Raw genomic sequence first — 16,141 nt, forward strand, 5'->3', positions numbered from 1 at the left:
TCTGCGTGGGAATGCAGCCCGGGACGCTCCGCGTCCCTTCCAACGCCGGACGCTGAGTGTCCATGGAGGCATTCCCACGCGGAGCGTGGGAACGATCCCTTGAGAGCGTGCTTGTACCGTTTGCGAGTAATTTGCTGCGGCGCCAGTTAGCATGGCGGCATAACAAGTAACAGATGGACCGCATCTTGATCGAACGACGTCAATTCAGCGGTGGCATGAAGGGCAAGAACCTGCGCTACCTGAACGAACCTTCCTCCGGGGCGGGGCGCATGACCCGCACCGGGTTTGTGCTGCTGGAGCACTTTTCCCTGCCGGCCTTCACCCAGGCGCTGGACACCCTTGTCACTGCCAACCTGCTGCGCCCCGGGCTGTTTTCCACCCGCACTTTCGGCCTCAGCGACGGCGAGGTGATCAGCGATCTGGGGCTGGTGATCCGCCCCGACTCGCGTCTGGAAACCAGTGTGTTGCAGGAACTGGACCTGCTGGTGGTCTGCGGCGGCTACCGCACGGAATTGAAGGCCAGCGACGAGTTCATCAGTCTTTTGAGAATGACCGCCGAGGCGGGCGTGCTGTTGGCCGGGTTGTGGAATGGCGCCTGGTTTCTGGGGCGGGCAGGGGTGCTGGAAGGGTATCGCTGTGCGATTCACCCGGAACATCGCCCGGCGCTGGCGGAAATCTCCAAGGCCACCCAAGTCAGCAGCGAGCCCTATGTGATTGACCGTGACCGCTTGACGGCATCGAGCCCGTCCGGGGCGTTCCACATGGCGCTGGACTGGATCAAGAGTCTGCACGACAAGGCGTTGGTCGAAGGCATCGAAGACATTCTGGCGTTCGAGGAATCGCGTTACCGGCGGATCAAACCGACCGAAAACATCAGTGTCAGTGCGCCGCTGCGTGAAGTGGTGAAGCTGATGGACGCCAATCTCGAAGAGCCGCTGGAGCTGGAGCAGCTGGCGGTGTATGCGGGGCGCTCCCGGCGACAACTGGAACGGCTGTTCAAGGAACAACTGGGCACCACCCCGCAGCGTTATTACATGGAGCTGCGTATCACCGAGGCGCGGCGGTTGCTGCAACACACCGAACTGTCCCAGGTGGATGTGCTGGTGGCCTGCGGATTTGTTTCGCCAAGCCATTTCAGCAAGTGCTACAGCGCCTATTTCGGTTATCGACCGTCCAAGGAAAAACGCTCGTCAAATGACGAGCCGTTTTCAGGTGCGATTTCAGAGGTGGTCAGCGTCAATGATCGCCTTGGCAAACGTCTGCGGACTTTCCTGTGGCAGGTTGTGACCGATGCCGCCGCTGATCAGGCGGAACTCATATTTGCCGGTGAAGCGCTTGGCGTAGTCTTCGGGCGCAGGGTGCGGGGCGCCGTTGGCATCGCCTTCCAGGGCGATGGTCGGCACGCTGATCGACGGCGCGGTGGCGAGTTTCTGCTCCAGCGCTTCGTACTGGCTTTCCCCCTGCACCAGCCCCAGACGCCAGCGGTAGTTGAACACGGTGATGGCGACGTGATCGGGGTTCTCCAGGGCTTTTGCGCTGCGGTCGAATGTGGCGTCGTCGAGGGCCCATTTCGGTGAGGCGGTCTGCCAGATCAGCCTGGCGAAATCGTGGGTGTTTTTGGCGTAACCGGCGGCACCACGTTCGGTGGCGAAGTAGAACTGATACCACCATTGCAGCTCGGCCTTGGGCGGCAGCGGGTTCTTGCCGGCGGCCTGATTGCCGATCAGATAACCGCTGACCGACACCAGCGCCTTCACCCGCTCAGGCCACAACGCCGAGACGATGTCCGCCGAGCGCGCGCCCCAGTCATAGCCGCCGAGCACGGCCTGTTTGATTTTCAGTGCATCCATGAAATCGATCACGTCGCTGGCCAACGCGGCAGGCTGGCCATTGCGCACAGTCGTGTCGGAAAGGAAATGCGTGTCGCCATAACCCCGGGCGTACGGCATCAATACCCGATAACCCTTGGCCGCCAGAATCGGTGCGACTTCGTCGTAGCTGTGAATATCGTAGGGCCAGCCGTGCAGCAGAATCACCACCGGGCCATCGGCCGGGCCGGTTTCGGCGTAGGCCACGTCCAGCACGCCGGCCTTCACATGTTTCAGCGCGCCGAAGGGCAGGTCGGCCTTCACACTGGCAGCTTCGGTCTTGACCGGCTCCGGCGCAGCCGATTGTGCGTTGGCGAATGCGCCGAACTGCATCAGGGCGGTGGCGAGAATCGACAGGCCCAGCAGGCGACGGGTTTTGCCGGCAGCGGTGGTGTGCAGTGCAGGTTTCATGGGGCGGCTCCTTTTGCAATCGACGGGGATGGGGTTCTGGGGAACCCTTCTGAACTGGAGTCCAGTAAAGCCTGTCGGTGTATCCGTGCTGTTTCGGTTTTGCTCCCGAGTCAGTGGCGTGTGTATCTGCAGGCATTGCGTACACAGTGCGATACAAACCCGTGATCCATGAAAAAGCCCCGAATGATCGGGGCCCGGTTTTTTGCATGCCTGGTGGGGTCAGGTCTGGGTGACGTGCTTCGGCCCGGCCAGCGCCCAGGCGATCAGGCCCAGCAACGGCACGAACACGATCAGTACGATCCAGACGCCCTTGTTGCTCGATTTTCCCTCACTCTTGCGCACCCGGTTGATTGCCCACAGTTCCACGAGCAAAAGAATGATGGCCAACACGATCCACGTGGTTTCGATTTGCATGAGCTACCTCCTGATGGTCATTCGGTTAGGCGGCTGGTGAAACCGGGGGTTCATTAAATTTGCGTCCCGCATGCGTCGGATAACCTGCACAAATCTTCTAAACGCATTGACCTGAAGCGCGGTAAGTTAGTCGCCATCCCCCATTTTTCGGAGCCTTTGCGTGGACAAACGCAACTGGATCGATCTGTCCCAGGATGCCGACACCGGCATCGAGACGATCCGTGCCCATTTCCAGGGTCATGCCTACGATCCGCACTGGCATGACAGCTTTCTGGTGGGCGTCACCGAGCAAGGGGTGCAGCAGTTCGATTGCCGGCGCGTGCGGCACTTCAGTACGCCGGGCAAGGCGATCATGCTGGAGCCGGGGGAGATCCACGACGGGCATGCACCGACCGAAGAGGGTTTCACTTACTTGATGCTCTACTTCGATCCGAACTGGCTGGAACGCGAGTTGCTGGCGCTGTTCGAGCAGGCGCCGGATAACTGTCAGCTCGGTTTCGCCGACACCCTGAGCCAGGACCCGCGTCTGGCCACGTCCATCAATCAGGCCTTTCACGCACTGCATCACGGCGACTTGCGTATCGTCCGGCAGAGTGCGATCGACACTTTGCTCGGATCACTGACCGCTCATCTCGACTGGCGCAAGCGTCAGGCCTTCGATCCACGCCTGCCACGGGTGGCGCAAGTTGCGCGGGAATATCTGCATGCCCATGCCTTCGAGGACGTCGGTCTGGATGATCTGGCCCGGGTCTGCGGAGTGGACCGCTTTCGTCTGACCCGCGCCTTCAAGTCAGCCTTCGGGCTGGCGCCCCATGGTTACCTGATCCAGTTGCGACTGGCCCGGGCCCGGCAAATGCTGGCGCGAGGCGAAACGCCCGCCAACGTCGCCAGTGCGCTGGGATTCGCCGATCAAAGCCATCTCGGCCGCTGGTTTCGCCGCGCCTATCACCTGACCCCGGCGGATTACCGCAAGCGCTGCTCAAACCTTCCAGACTGAACCTCATGCAACCGCGACCATGGACTCCTGTCCTGATCCGGAGTCCATGCCATGGAATCGTTGTTGCCTTTTCTGCTGTTTTCCTTCGTCGCCTCGATCACCCCGGGGCCGACCAATATTCTGGTGATGAGCCACAGCTCAAGGCGCGGAATGCTGGCCACGCTGCCGATCATCTTCGGTGCCTGTGTGTCGGCGGCACTGGTGGTGCTGGTGGTCGGGCTCGGCGTGGGTGAAACGCTGCTGCGCTATCCCCGGGTGCAGCAGGCAATGGCCTGGGCCGGGGTGCTGTGGCTGAGCTGGCTGGCGTGGCAGATCTTCCGCAGTACGCCGCCATCCCTTGACCCGGCAACGACGGGTGAAGAAGGGATCGGCGTTTATGGCGCCGCCGGCCTGCAACTGATCAACCCCAAGGTTTGGATGATGGCGGTGGCAGTGGTCAGCGTGTTTGGCGGGAGCGGCGACGAACAAACGCGGATGCTGTTGCTGGCCTTCGTGTTTCTGCTGGTCTGCCTGCCGTGCATGACGGTGTGGGCGATGCTAGGTGTGGGCAGTGCGCGACTCTTTGGCTCGCCACGGGCATTCAGGCGCATGAATGCCGGGTTGGCGTTTTTGCTGTTGTTGTCGGCCTGGTTGACGGTGTTGGTGTAGCCCCCCAGAATCGCGCCCCGATCCGGCCACAGGTGCCGGGGGTTGAAAGTAAAAGAGGTTGCGGTTGAACGAACAGACATTGTCCAGGCGCCTGGAACGGGTGGCGGCACACGTACCCGTGGGGGCGCGGCTGGCGGATATCGGCTCGGATCACGGCTATCTGCCGGTGGCGTTGATGCGTCGCGGTGCCATTGAAGCGGCAGTGGCGGGGGAGATGGCCTTGACGCCGTTTCGCTCGGCTGAACGCACCGTGCGCGAGAACGATCTGGGCGAACAGATTACTGTGCGCCTGGCTGATGGCTTGATGGCCATCGAACCAGAAGATGCAATCACCGCAATCAGCCTCTGTGGCATGGGCGGCGAAACCATCCGTGACATTCTCGACGCCGGCAAGGCGCGCCTCAGCGGCCGCGAGCGTCTGATCCTGCAACCCAACGGCGGCGAGCAACCGCTGCGCCAATGGTTGATGGACAACGGCTACCGGATCCTTTGCGAAGAAGTCCTGCGGGAAAACCGTTTCGATTACGAAATCATCGTCGCCGAGCGTGGCGGGCCGGTGAGGTACACCGCCGAGGAGCTTTACTTCGGCCCGCTGCATTTGCAGACGCGCTGCCCGGCATTCATCGGCAAATGGCAGCATCGCCTGCGCCACAAACAACAGACCCTGCATCACTTCGGGCGCGCGCGGCACGGGGTTTGCGAGCACAAGGTGCAAGACCTGGTCCGTCAGGTGCGGTGGATTACCGACGTGCTGGCTTGAGACCGGCCCGAGGCTGATATCATTCACCCATTTTCACGCAGGGCAGAACCATGAACCGTCAGAAGAAACTGCAACAGCTCTTCAAGGAAAAAACCAGAAAGGCCAACGCCAAACTGGCGCCGAAAAGCAACAAGCCCAGGTACATCAGCAAGGCCGATCGTTTGAAGATGGAACTGGAAGCCGCACCCGAAGCAAATGTTGAGGACTGCCCGGTTCCGTGACCGCTGCGGCGCTTACGGAACCGGATGCAGGCGGTTATTTCAATTCGAGGGTCTTGATGACGGCTTCGCCCTCGGTACCACCCGGCCAGCAAAGATCGACGCTGATCGAATCACTGTTTTTCACATGGAAAATGGCGAAGTTCTTGTCTTCCGAGTGACTGAACAGGTGCTCGAACTGGACATTTTCATTACCACTCAGCGTACCGGATTTGGCTATTCCGGCAGAGACAGCCTGCCCGGCGGGCATTCGCGAAATGGCACTCGAGGTAATCTGGTAAACGTTGGCCTGGCGATAGATTTTGTGTTGCAACCTGAAGGCGGCAGCACAATGAACATCGCCGCTCAAGAACACCAACGTTCGGCCCTGGGCATCGAAGGCCGCGAATACTTTTTCCAGCAGCAGGTTTCTTTCTACGTGATTGGACTCATGATCCCATTCATCCATGAAATCGTCCTTGAGACTGTTGATCAAAGTACCCGCCGTCAGCACGATGGATCGCCAGTGAACAACTGGAACGGAACTGACCACAAACACGATTTTTGACCTTTTGACAGGCGACGTATCCAGCCAGCCTAGAAAGCGGGCAACCTGATCGTCTCCAAGCAGCCTGTTCCGGGCTCTTTCCACATCATGATGCCCGCGCAGGTCGAGCACATAGAATGGGGTCGTGCCCTTTATGAAGTTATAGTCCCAGACGCATTTTTCGGGTGTTTTCAATAACGACCTGACAATGTTGGTGGGAGGGTTATGGCTATGGCCATATTCGAAATAGGCTGTTCTTGCCGCATTCCACATCGAGTCGATAAGTTGCTGGTCGATTTCAGGGTCGTCTTTCTTGAAGTACCTTGAAAGAATTTCCAGGCGCTCCTCGTTGGTTCGCGACCCCCAGCCATCCATGATTTCATGGTCATCCCAAATCATGTATTGAGGCGTTTTCGAAAAGATCTCCTGCATTTGAGGGAAATTCCAGTACACGCGGTAGTACCAGCGGTAGAGGCTAAGGAGGTAAGCATCAAGACCCGCGGTGAGCAGTTTTCCGTCTTTTGTGAACGCCGCGATCAGATCGTCCTTGTTGTTCTGCAGCCATTCCCAGATGTCCGGAAAGTATTTGTTTTTCTGGCAGTCCACATAGACCTGATCGCCACCGCCAATCACGAATCTGACTTTCGCGTTATTGGCTCTGTTGAGAAACAAGGGCCACGCACCATTGCTGTTATTGGCGTTGAACGGGTCATGGCAGCTATAGAACCCGAAGCTGAAATCGGGCATGGATTGCGCCATGGTGGTAAAGGAGTAGACCTTCTGATATCCGATTTCTGTCCTGCGCCACATACTCTTTGACGTCGGTTTCTGACTCATCAAGTAATAGTAGTAAGTGGTGTTCGGTTTCAGATTGGTAATGTCGAAGGTGTTGGTCAGGTCCGAGTCTTCACTGAACTTGTACGACAGTATGTTTTTCGGGTCGCACCCCTGACCTTTGAGAAACAGTTCAATGGGTTTGTCATCAAGCGTGAACAGGTCCCCGACCAACGCCTTTTCGGACCAGACCAGCGCCCATTCGCCTGCCTTATAGACACGAACCCAGATTCGGGCGCTGTCAGTGCTCACGTGACCGACGATGCTGGCAGTGCCCAGTTTATTCACGTCGTATTCGTTGTTCCGCGGATCGACCAAGGCCATGACTTTCTCCATTTTCACTTGGGTTGCCAGGGGAACTGGAGTTCTGATCGAACACGGCCAACAGCAAACTTCTGACAAATCCCCATGAGGTGAACGATGTGACTATAGATGGTATCGGGCCATTGGGCTGAAGGTCCTCAACTGCCCGGCTGCGGTGGCTTGGCCAACTCAATCCCCGCCGCCCCCAGCCGCTTGAGTATCTCGAACAACAAATCACTCTTGGTCTTGCCGACAATTCGCGGGCTGTCGACGTAGCCGGTCACGGTCAGGGTGATGCCATCGGGCGAAAGCTTGCTGAAGCGCACGAAGGGCGCCGGTTTGCCGAGGATGGTTTCGTGTTCTTTGTAGGTATCGAGCAACAGGCTTTTGACTTGTTCGGGATCGATGTCCAGCGGGAACATAAGCTCCAGCGTCGCCACCCCCTGGGCACTGCCGCCGAGGGTGACGTTGCGCAGGTTCTGCGAGATCAGTTGCGAGTTGGGCACGATCACGATCGAGCGGTCACTGAGCTGGATCTCGGTGGCGCGCACGTTGATCCGCCGGATGTCGCCCTCGACGCCGCTGATGCTGATCAGATCGCCGACCTTGACCGGGCGCTCGGTGAGCAGGATCAGCCCGGAGACGAAATTCTTCACGATCTCCTGCAGACCGAAACCGATCCCCACCGACAGTGCGCTGACGATCCACGCCAGGTTGGTCCACTGCACGCCCAGTGACGATAGCGTCAACAGAATCACCACTGCGTAGCCGATGTTGGAAAACAGCGTACTGAGCGATGCACACATGCCCGGGTCCATGTCGGTCTTGGGCAGGAACTCGTTGTCGAGCCAGCGGCGCAGGGCGCGAATCAGGTAGATGCCGATCAACAGCGCCAGCGCCGCGTTGAGCAGGTGGCCGGGAACTATGTGCAGTTTGCGCAGGCCGGCGCCGCCGAGAATCGTACCGATGCTGGCGGCCAATTGGCCCAGCGTGGTGCCGATGCCGCCGACGAACAAGGTGATCCCCGCCAGCAGCAACAGCGCGGCGCGGCCCACGCCGGCCAACAGGGTCGAGGCCTGTTCGAGGCGCCGGTCACCCACGCCCAGCAGTTGCTTCAAGGCCTTGCCGCTGGAGTGGCGGGGGGAGAAAAAATACTCGCAGCTGTCCTTGAGCAACTGCATCAACAGGTAGAAGCCGGACAGCACGATAAACGCCCACACCAGTTCATAGGTGATGAACCGCGCCAGCGAGACATAACCGGTGAGCAATGCGCCCAGGGAAATGACCATCGCCAATGTGGTGAGGCTGTAAATCACGCCGGCCAGGGTGTTGCCCGTCACCTGCGCATCCCCGGCGGCCGCCAGCGCCTTGCGCACCTTGCCGACGCGCATCAGCAGCACGGTGACAATGGCCAATACCACCAGCGCGATCACGCCACGACCGGTGATCACGATCTGGCTGCTCATGCCGGACGAATTGCCGACTTGCACTGCGGTCACCAGCACCAGCAGTGTCGCGGCGAGGATCCGTGCGAAGGGCTTGAGCGTCAGAGCAACGGGTTCGGCAATCACCGGCAGCCGCCACGACGGATGTTCGGTTGAAAGCAACGCCCGGCTCAGGCCGGTGATCATCACGCAGGCGTACACCACTTTCTGGAATTCGTCGGAAAAGGTCGCCAGCATCGGCGGCAGCGGCACATGGCGGGTGCAGGCGTAATACAGCAGTTCCAGGGCGATCGCAGTGGTTGCCAGTGTCGCCAGCGCCGAGGCGAATGCCAGCGAGCTGCGCCGCAGCCGGCCTTCGGGCATGCGATGAATGCATACCCACGCCAGCCAGCGGTCGGCCAGACGCCGGCCCAGCGTCCAGATGACGAAAGACAACACTACCAGCACGGCGGTGTAGAACCGTTGTCCCGGTTGCCAGGCCTCGGTGCCGGTTTCCTTGACCTGCTGGACGAACTCCTGCAAGCGTTGGCGATCCTCAGGGGCGGGATCGACCACGGGCGACCAGAAATCCGGGCTCAGCACGCTGTCGGTGCGCAGGGTGAGTTCGCTTTCCAGCAGCGTGCGGCGTATGCCGGCGATCTGGGTGATCAGCTCCGTGGCGCTTTGTTTGAGCGTGGCCAGATTCTTCAGCGCGGTGTCGACCTTGTTTTTCTGTTCGATCAGCGTCGCCCGTTGCGCGGCGATATCGGCTTGTTCGGCGGCGACTGTTTCCGTCGGCGCCGCGCCCAGCACGCCCAGTTGCACGGTCAGTTGCGCCTGCTGCGGCAATAGCGAAGCCGACAGCCGATCGATGTCGAGAATGAATGTCTGCACCCGATCCTGCGGACCTTCGAGCTGGTTGTAATTGTTGGCGGACGAGATCTGTTGCTTGAGGCCGTCGAGGCGTAGCTGCAACGCTTGCAGATCACTTTGCGTGACGCCGGGAAGCGGGGCGCCTGTGTCGGCGACACCCGGCAGGTCGGCCGCCGACACCATGGTCAGGCCCGGGCCGAGCAGGATCAGGACAACCAACATCAATGACTTCAAGGCAGGGCGCATGGGGCTGACGGATTCCGGTTGAGCACACAAACACTCAGGTTAGGTGATCGTTCGAGTGCTGCATGATTTTCCGTGGCTAATCCTGGCTTAATGTTCATCCGCTGATATCGCCGGCACTTGATTGTGAATCCCTTTTTTCGTCACTAGACTCACGGCCATGAAACGCTGTCTGCGGTTTTGTCTTGTCTTCCTGATCAGCCTGGCGCTTCCCCTCAGCGGGATGGCGGGCGTGCAGGCGCCGACGGAACCCTGCCCGATGCAGGCCATGGGCATGGCGATGATGGATGGCATGGGCATGGATTGCTGCAAGGACATGAAAAGCCCCAACGATCACGGCGCGCCTTGCAAGCCTGGCCAGGAGTGCAAGACCGGCGGTGTGCTGCAAGTCGCGATCTTCAAACCGCCCGTCACCGTGTTCAGCCCCGTGACGCATTCTTTCTTCAGTGATTCCCTGCCCGTAGCGACCCCGTCCGGGGTCTGGCGACCGCCCCGCGTCTGATTCCTGTCTCCCTTGAAAACTCATTCCGCCCTGGCGGAGTGGATTGGCTGTGCGCGTGTTTTACGCCGCGTGCAGCGCACGATCACAGGAATCGTAACCATGAAATTCAAGTGCACAGGTTGGCCACTCGTGGCCGGCCTTGCGGCAAGTGTGCTCGCGTGGCCGGGTTTCGCCGCCGCGCTGACACTCGATGAAGCGCTGCGGCTGGCGGAAGCCAACGCGCCGTCGCTGAACGCTCAAGATGCAAAACTCCAGGCCGCCAGCAGCGCTGCCATCCCGGCGGGGGAGTTGCCTGATCCGAAACTGGTGCTGGGTGTGCAGAACTACCCCGTGGGAGGGCCGGATCGATACAGCCTCGACAAGGACTTCATGACCATGCAAATGGTCGGCTGGCGTCAGGACATGCCCAACAACGACAAGCGCAAGGCGCGCATCGAAGTCGCCGAGGCAGCCGTCGAGCGGGCGGCGGCGGAACGTCGTGTTGAACGCCTCAAGGTCCGGCAGGCCACGGCACTGGCGTGGATCGGCCGCTATTCGGTGGAGCGCAAACAGGCGCTGCTTCAGGACTTCTACAAGGAAAACCGCTTGCTGAGCGATACCGTGCGGGCGCAGATCGCTGGTGGCCGCGCGCAACCTGCCGACGCGGTGACGCCGAAGCAGGAAGCCGCCCGACTGGCCGAGCAAGAAGACAACCTGACGCTGGAACGCACACAGGCCCAAGCGGCCCTCAAACGCTGGATCGGCGCTGCCGCCAACGACAAGCCCGAAGGCAGCCTGCCGCAGTGGCCGGTCGACCCTGCGAACTTCAATCATCAACTGCAACACCATCCCGAACTGGCCGCGTTTGCGCCCATGGCCCGCGAAGCACAGGCGAAGGTGCAGGAAGCCGTGTCCGAGAAAAAGTCCGACTGGAGCTGGGAAGTGGATTACCAGCACCGTGGTCGCGAATTCGGCGACATGGTCAGCGTGCAGTTTGCCTGGGACCTGCCGCTGTTTCCCGAATCGCGACAGAACCCGAAGATCGCCGCCCGCCAGGCTGAACTCAGCCAGATCGAAGCACAGCGCGAAGCCCTGTCCCGGGAGCATGGCGAACAACTGGAAAACGAGCTGGCCGAGTACGCACGCCTCGACCGCGCGGTGCTGCGCAACCAGCAAAGCCTGGTGCCGCTGGCCAAAGAGAAGGTCGAGTTGAGCCTCGCCAGTTATCGCGCCGGCAAGGGCGATCTGAACGCTGTCGTCAGCGCCCGTCGTGAACTCATCGACGCACGACTCAAACAGATCGACGTGGAAGAACAGCGCGCACTGAGCGCTGCGCGTCTGCATTTCGCTTATGGGGAGACCAGCCTGTGAACCTACCAAAACACAACAGCCTCTGGTTGGCCGGCCTCGCCCTTGCTGTGGGGGTAGCAGCGGGCTATGGCGTGGCTTTTCAGCGCATGCCTGGCGCAACCGGAGCGGCAGCGGAGCAGGGCACCGAACCCAAGGCCCTGTACTGGTATGACCCGATGTACCCGCAGCAGAAATTCGACAAACCCGGAAAGTCGCCCTTCATGGACATGCAACTGGTACCTCGATACGCCAGCGAAGGCGCGGGCAATGCGACGGTGAGTATCGATCCGGGCCTGAGCCAGAATCTCGGGCTGCGCACGGCAACGGTTGTGCGCGGGCGGTTTTCCTCCAGCCTCGATGTGAGCGGTGTGCTGGCCTTCAACGAGCGTGATGTGGCGGTGATCCAGACCCGCACCAGCGGTTTTGTCGAACGGGTCTACACCCGGGCGCCGGGGGATGTGCTGGCGGCGGGGGCGCCATTGGCGGACATTCTCGTACCGGACTGGGCGGCAGCGCAGGCCGAGTTTCTGGCCCTCAAGCGCAGCGGTGAGCGGGAGTTGATTTCGGCGGCGCGCCAGCGTTTGCAACTGACCGGTATGCCGTCGAGCCTGATCGCACAAATGGAGCGTAGCGGTAAGGTTCAGCCGAACCTGACCGTCACCAGCCCGGTGGGTGGCGTGGTGCAGGAACTCAACGTGCGCACCGGCATGACCGTGGCGAGCGGCGAGACGCTGGCGCGGATCAATGGCCTGGAAAGCGTATGGCTTGCCGTGGCGGTGCCGGAAGCGCAGACAGGCGCCATCAGTGAAGGGCAAGCCATCGAGGCGCGGCTGTCGGCGTTTCCCGGCGCCGTGTTCAACGGCAAGGTCAGCGCCATTCTGCCGGACACCAACCCCGACAGCCGTACCCTGCGCGTGCGGGTTGAACTGGCCAACACCGAGGGTCGCTTGCGGCCGGGGATGACCGCTCAGGTAAGGCTGAACAGCTCGACCGGCCAGGACAGCCTGTGGGTGCCGAGCGAGGCGGTGATCCGCACCGGCAAGCGGGCCCTGGTCATGCTGGCCGAGGACGCGGGGCACTATCGCCCGCTGGAGGTACGGCCCGGGCAGGAAAGCGACGGCAAGACGCTGATCCTTCAAGGCCTGGAAGAAGGGCAGAAGGTCGTGACCTCCGGCCAGTTCCTGCTCGACTCCGAAGCCAGCCTGAAAGGTATCGTCGCCGCGCCGCTTGAGAGGGAAGGCGAAAACTCGGAGAGCCAGCCATGATCGCCGCGCTGATTCGCTGGTCCGTGGCCAACCGCTTTCTGGTGCTGTTGGCGACGTTGTTTGTCACCGGTTGGGGGGTGTGGTCGGTGCAGAGCACGCCGATCGATGCATTGCCGGACTTGTCCGATGTGCAGGTGATCATCCGCACGCCGTACCCCGGGCAGGCACCGCAGATCGTCGAGAACCAGGTGACCTATCCGCTGACCACCACCATGCTGTCGGTGCCGGGGGCGAAAACCGTCCGTGGTTATTCGTTTTTCGGTGACAGTTTCGTGTACGTGCTGTTCGAGGACGGCACCGATCAGTATTGGGCGCGTTCGCGGGTGCTGGAGTACCTGAGCCAGATCCAGAGTCGTCTGCCGGCCAGTGCCAAACCGGCGCTGGGCCCGGATGCCACCGGGGTCGGCTGGATTTACCAGTACGCGCTGGTGGACCGCACGGGGCAGCATGATCTGGCGCAACTGCGCGCCTTGCAGGACTGGTTCCTCAGGTTCGAGCTCAAGACCCTGCCCAACGTCGCCGAAGTCGCCACCCTTGGCGGCATGGTCAAGCAGTATCAGGTGCAGCCCGATCCGGTAAAACTGGCCAGCCTCGGCATCACCCTGGCGCAAGTGCGTGAAGCCATCGGCAAGGCCAATCAGGAAACCGGCGGTGCGGTGCTGGAAATGGCTGAGACCGAGTTCATCGTGCGTGCGTCCGGCTACCTGAAAACCCTCGATGATTTCCGGGCAATCCCGCTCAAACTCGGTGCGGGCGGAGTGCCGGTGACCCTGGGCGATGTCGCAACGATCCAGACCGGGCCGGACATGCGTCGGGGCATCACCGAGCTGGACGGCCAGGGCGAAACCGTCGGTGGCGTGGTGGTTTTGCGCAGCGGCAAAAACGCCCGGGAGACCATCGCGGCGGTCAAGGCCAAGCTCGATGACATGAAAAGCAGCCTGCCGCCCGGCGTGGAGATCGTCACCACCTACGACCGCAGCAAACTCATCGATCGCGCCGTGGACAACCTCAGCCACAAACTGCTCGAAGAGTTCATCGTAGTGGCGCTGGTCTGCGGGATCTTCCTCTGGCATCTGCGCTCGTCACTGGTGGCGATCATCTCGTTGCCGGTGGGTGTCCTGATTGCGTTCATCGTCATGCGTCATCAGGGGCTGAACGCCAACATCATGTCACTGGGCGGGATTGCCATCGACATTGGTGCCATGGTCGATGCCGCCGTGGTGATGATCGAGAACGCCCACAAGAAAATCGAAGCGTGGCACGCCGCCAATCCGGGGCAGGCGCTCAAGGGCGAACGCCATTGGCAGGTGATGACCGACGCGGCGGCAGAGGTGGGGCCGGCGCTGTTCTTCTGCCTGTTGATCATCACGCTGTCGTTCATCCCGGTGTTTACCTTGCAGGCTCAGGAGGGACGATTGTTCGGCCCGCTGGCGTTCACCAAGACCTATGCCATGGCAGCTGCAGCGGGACTGTCGGTGACACTGGTGCCGGTGCTGATGGGGTACTGGATTCGCGGCCGGATTCCGGATGAGCGCCACAATCCGCTCAATCGTTGGCTGATCCGGATCTACCAGCCGGCGCTGGATGCGGTGTTGCAGCGGCCGAAACTCACCCTGCTGGTGGCGCTGCTGGTGTTTATCAGCGCGGCGTGGCCGGTGTCGCGCCTGGGGGGTGAGTTTCTGCCGCCACTGGACGAAGGCGATTTGCTGTACATGCCTTCGGCCTTGCCGGGATTGTCAGCGCAAAAAGCTGCGCAATTGCTGCAACAGACCGACCGCCTGATCAAGACCGTGCCCGAGGTCGAGCATGTGTTCGGCAAGGCCGGTCGCGCCGAAACCGCTACCGATCCGGCGCCGCTGGAGATGTTCGAAACCACCATCCAGTTCAAGCCCCACGAACAATGGCGTCCGGGCATGACCCCGGAAAAACTCGTGGAAGAACTGGACCGCGTGGTGAAAGTACCGGGGCTGACCAACATCTGGATCCCGCCGATCCGCAACCGCATCGACATGCTCGCTACCGGGATCAAAAGTCCCATCGGGGTAAAAGTCGCCGGCAACGACCTGGCGCAGATCGATGCGGTGACCCAGGCCGTCGAACGCGTGGCCAAAGACGTGCCCGGCGTCAGTTCGGCGCTGGCCGAGCGCCTCACAGGTGGCCGCTACATCGACGTCGATATCGACCGCACCGCCGCCGGTCGCTACGGGCTCAATATCAGCGATGTGCAATCCATCGTCGCTGGCGCCATCGGTGGAGAAACCGTCGGGGAAACCATCGAGGGGCTGGCGCGATTCCCGATCAACATCCGTTATCCACGAGAGTGGCGCGACTCGCCGGATGCTCTGCAACAGCTGCCGATTTACACGCCCTCGGGCAGTCAGGTCACCCTCGGTATGCTGGCGAAAATCCGGGTCACGGACGGCCCGCCAATGCTCAAGAGCGAAAACGCCCGACCGTCCGGCTGGGTGTACATCGACGTGCGAGGACGGGACATCGCTTCGGTGGTGGGTGACTTGCGTCGAGCGGTCAACGAGCAGGTGAAATTGCAGCCCGGCATGAGCCTGAGTTACTCGGGGCAATTCGAGTTTCTCGAACGGGCCAACGCTCGCCTGAAACTGGTGGTGCCGGCCACGTTGCTGATCATATTCGTGCTGCTCTACCTGACCTTCGCCCGTTTCGACGAAGCACTGCTGATCATGGCCACGTTGCCGTTCGCCTTGAGTGGCGGCGCCTGGTTTCTCTATCTGTTGGGCTACAACCTGTCGGTCGCCACTGGGGTGGGATTCATTGCGTTGGCCGGGGTCTCGGCCGAGTTCGGCGTGATCATGCTGTTGTACCTGAAAAACGCTTGGGCCGAACGCAAAAACTGCGGCGATCATACCGAGCGCGGTCTGGTCGCGGCGATTGGCGAAGGCGCCGTGCAGCGCGTACGCCCGAAGGCCATGACCGTGGCCGTGATCATCGCGGGCCTGTTGCCGATCCTGCTGGCTAGCGGCACCGGCAGCGAAGTCATGAGCCGCATCGCCGCGCCCATGGTCGGCGGCATGGTCACAGCGCCCCTGTTGTCCCTGTTCGTCATTCCGGCGGCGTATCGGTTGATGCGCCGTCGTCGTTTGTCCGCTGAAACCCTCCCACCTGAAGGAAAAAGCTCATGAAACTGATCCCGATCACCTTTGCAGGCACGCTGGTTGCGTTCGCTTTTACGGTGCAGGCAGAAGACATGCCCGGCATGAAAATGGACGACATGCAAGGCATGCAGATGCAGGCCGCGACGCAACAGGCACCTGCCGCGAATGCCGAGGGCACGATCAAGGCGATCGATGCCGCGAAGTACACCGTGACCGTGACCATTGCACACGGCGCCGTTCCTGCGTTGCAGTGGCCGCCGATGACCATGGGCTTCGCCGCGACTCAGGAGCAACTGGCCGGGTTGGCGGTGGGCGACCGGGTGAAGTTTTCGTTCCGGATGGAGGGCAGCAAGGCGATGCTGGTTTCGATCAGCAAGTAAGGTCGTAATAACGGCGCG

General features: G+C 61.2%; 13 protein-coding genes and 1 pseudogene. 10 read left to right on the forward strand and 4 right to left on the reverse strand.

The features are described from left to right. Positions 1-173: 173 nt before the first annotated feature. Positions 174-1,187: pseudogene (locus tag BBF94_RS27225) on the forward strand (GlxA family transcriptional regulator); the annotation flags it as partial. 33 nt (positions 1,188-1,220) lie between these two features. Here the strand turns inward: BBF94_RS27225 and BBF94_RS16270 are convergent. After that, positions 1,221-2,279: an alpha/beta fold hydrolase gene (locus BBF94_RS16270; RefSeq protein WP_065260007.1), complete on the reverse strand. Its 1,059-nt coding sequence runs from the start codon at positions 2,277-2,279 to the stop codon at positions 1,221-1,223. Positions 2,280-2,498: 219 nt separating this feature from the next. After that, complete coding sequence (locus BBF94_RS16275; protein WP_065260008.1) at positions 2,499-2,693, reverse strand: PLDc N-terminal domain-containing protein; 195 nt, start codon at positions 2,691-2,693, stop codon at positions 2,499-2,501. A gap of 160 nt (positions 2,694-2,853) precedes the next feature. Here BBF94_RS16275 and BBF94_RS16280 point away from each other — a divergent pair, with 160 nt between their 5' ends. The 4 genes from BBF94_RS16280 (at position 2,854) to BBF94_RS16295 (ending at position 5,319) form a co-directional block, all read left to right on the forward strand. Then, entirely contained in the window at positions 2,854-3,690 is an 837-nt protein-coding gene (locus tag BBF94_RS16280) for an AraC family transcriptional regulator (RefSeq protein ID WP_065260009.1), read from the forward strand. A 51-nt stretch (positions 3,691-3,741) separates the two neighbouring features. Continuing rightward, complete coding sequence (locus BBF94_RS16285; RefSeq protein ID WP_065260010.1) at positions 3,742-4,338, forward strand: LysE family translocator; 597 nt, start codon at positions 3,742-3,744, stop codon at positions 4,336-4,338. A gap of 64 nt (positions 4,339-4,402) precedes the next feature. After that, the gene (locus BBF94_RS16290) at positions 4,403-5,098 is read left to right on the forward strand and encodes a tRNA (adenine(22)-N(1))-methyltransferase (protein WP_065260011.1); all 696 of its coding nucleotides are present in this window, start codon (positions 4,403-4,405) and stop codon (positions 5,096-5,098) included. A gap of 50 nt (positions 5,099-5,148) precedes the next feature. Beyond that, positions 5,149-5,319, forward strand: a complete 171-nt coding sequence (locus BBF94_RS16295) for a DUF2986 domain-containing protein (protein ID WP_065260012.1) — start codon at positions 5,149-5,151, stop codon at positions 5,317-5,319. A 34-nt stretch (positions 5,320-5,353) separates the two neighbouring features. On the opposite strand, the gene BBF94_RS16300 is transcribed toward BBF94_RS16295, so the two are convergent. Beyond that, on the reverse strand, positions 5,354-7,000 hold the full coding sequence (locus tag BBF94_RS16300; protein WP_065260013.1) for an alkaline phosphatase D family protein: 1,647 nt from the start codon (positions 6,998-7,000) through the stop codon (positions 5,354-5,356). Positions 7,001-7,137: 137 nt separating this feature from the next. Continuing rightward, positions 7,138-9,522 (reverse strand): DUF3772 domain-containing protein, encoded by a 2,385-nt coding sequence (locus tag BBF94_RS16305; RefSeq protein WP_065260014.1) that lies wholly within the window; start codon positions 9,520-9,522, stop codon positions 7,138-7,140. Positions 9,523-9,679: 157 nt separating this feature from the next. On the opposite strand from BBF94_RS16305, the gene BBF94_RS16310 reads away from it, so the two are divergent. The 5 genes from BBF94_RS16310 to BBF94_RS16330 all read left to right on the forward strand — a co-directional run bounded on the left by BBF94_RS16310 (position 9,680) and on the right by BBF94_RS16330 (position 16,123). Continuing rightward, positions 9,680-10,021, forward strand: coding sequence for a hypothetical protein (locus BBF94_RS16310; protein WP_065260015.1), 342 nt, complete (start codon positions 9,680-9,682; stop codon positions 10,019-10,021). Positions 10,022-10,120: 99 nt separating this feature from the next. Next, the gene (locus BBF94_RS16315; protein ID WP_065260016.1) at positions 10,121-11,371 is read left to right on the forward strand and encodes a TolC family protein; all 1,251 of its coding nucleotides are present in this window, start codon (positions 10,121-10,123) and stop codon (positions 11,369-11,371) included. Beyond that, positions 11,368-12,615, forward strand: a complete 1,248-nt coding sequence (locus BBF94_RS16320) for an efflux RND transporter periplasmic adaptor subunit (RefSeq protein WP_065260017.1) — start codon at positions 11,368-11,370, stop codon at positions 12,613-12,615. Before BBF94_RS16315 ends, BBF94_RS16320 begins: the two co-directional genes overlap by 4 nt. Then, the gene (locus BBF94_RS16325; RefSeq protein ID WP_065260018.1) at positions 12,612-15,770 is read left to right on the forward strand and encodes an efflux RND transporter permease subunit; all 3,159 of its coding nucleotides are present in this window, start codon (positions 12,612-12,614) and stop codon (positions 15,768-15,770) included. The genes BBF94_RS16320 and BBF94_RS16325 overlap by 4 nt, the downstream gene beginning before the upstream one ends. Next, positions 15,767-16,123, forward strand: coding sequence for a copper-binding protein (locus BBF94_RS16330; RefSeq protein WP_065260019.1), 357 nt, complete (start codon positions 15,767-15,769; stop codon positions 16,121-16,123). The genes BBF94_RS16325 and BBF94_RS16330 overlap by 4 nt, the downstream gene beginning before the upstream one ends. Positions 16,124-16,141: the final 18 nt, after the last annotated feature.

The organism is Pseudomonas bananamidigenes, from assembly GCF_001679645.1.
GTDB lineage: Bacteria > Pseudomonadota > Gammaproteobacteria > Pseudomonadales > Pseudomonadaceae > Aquipseudomonas > Aquipseudomonas bananamidigenes.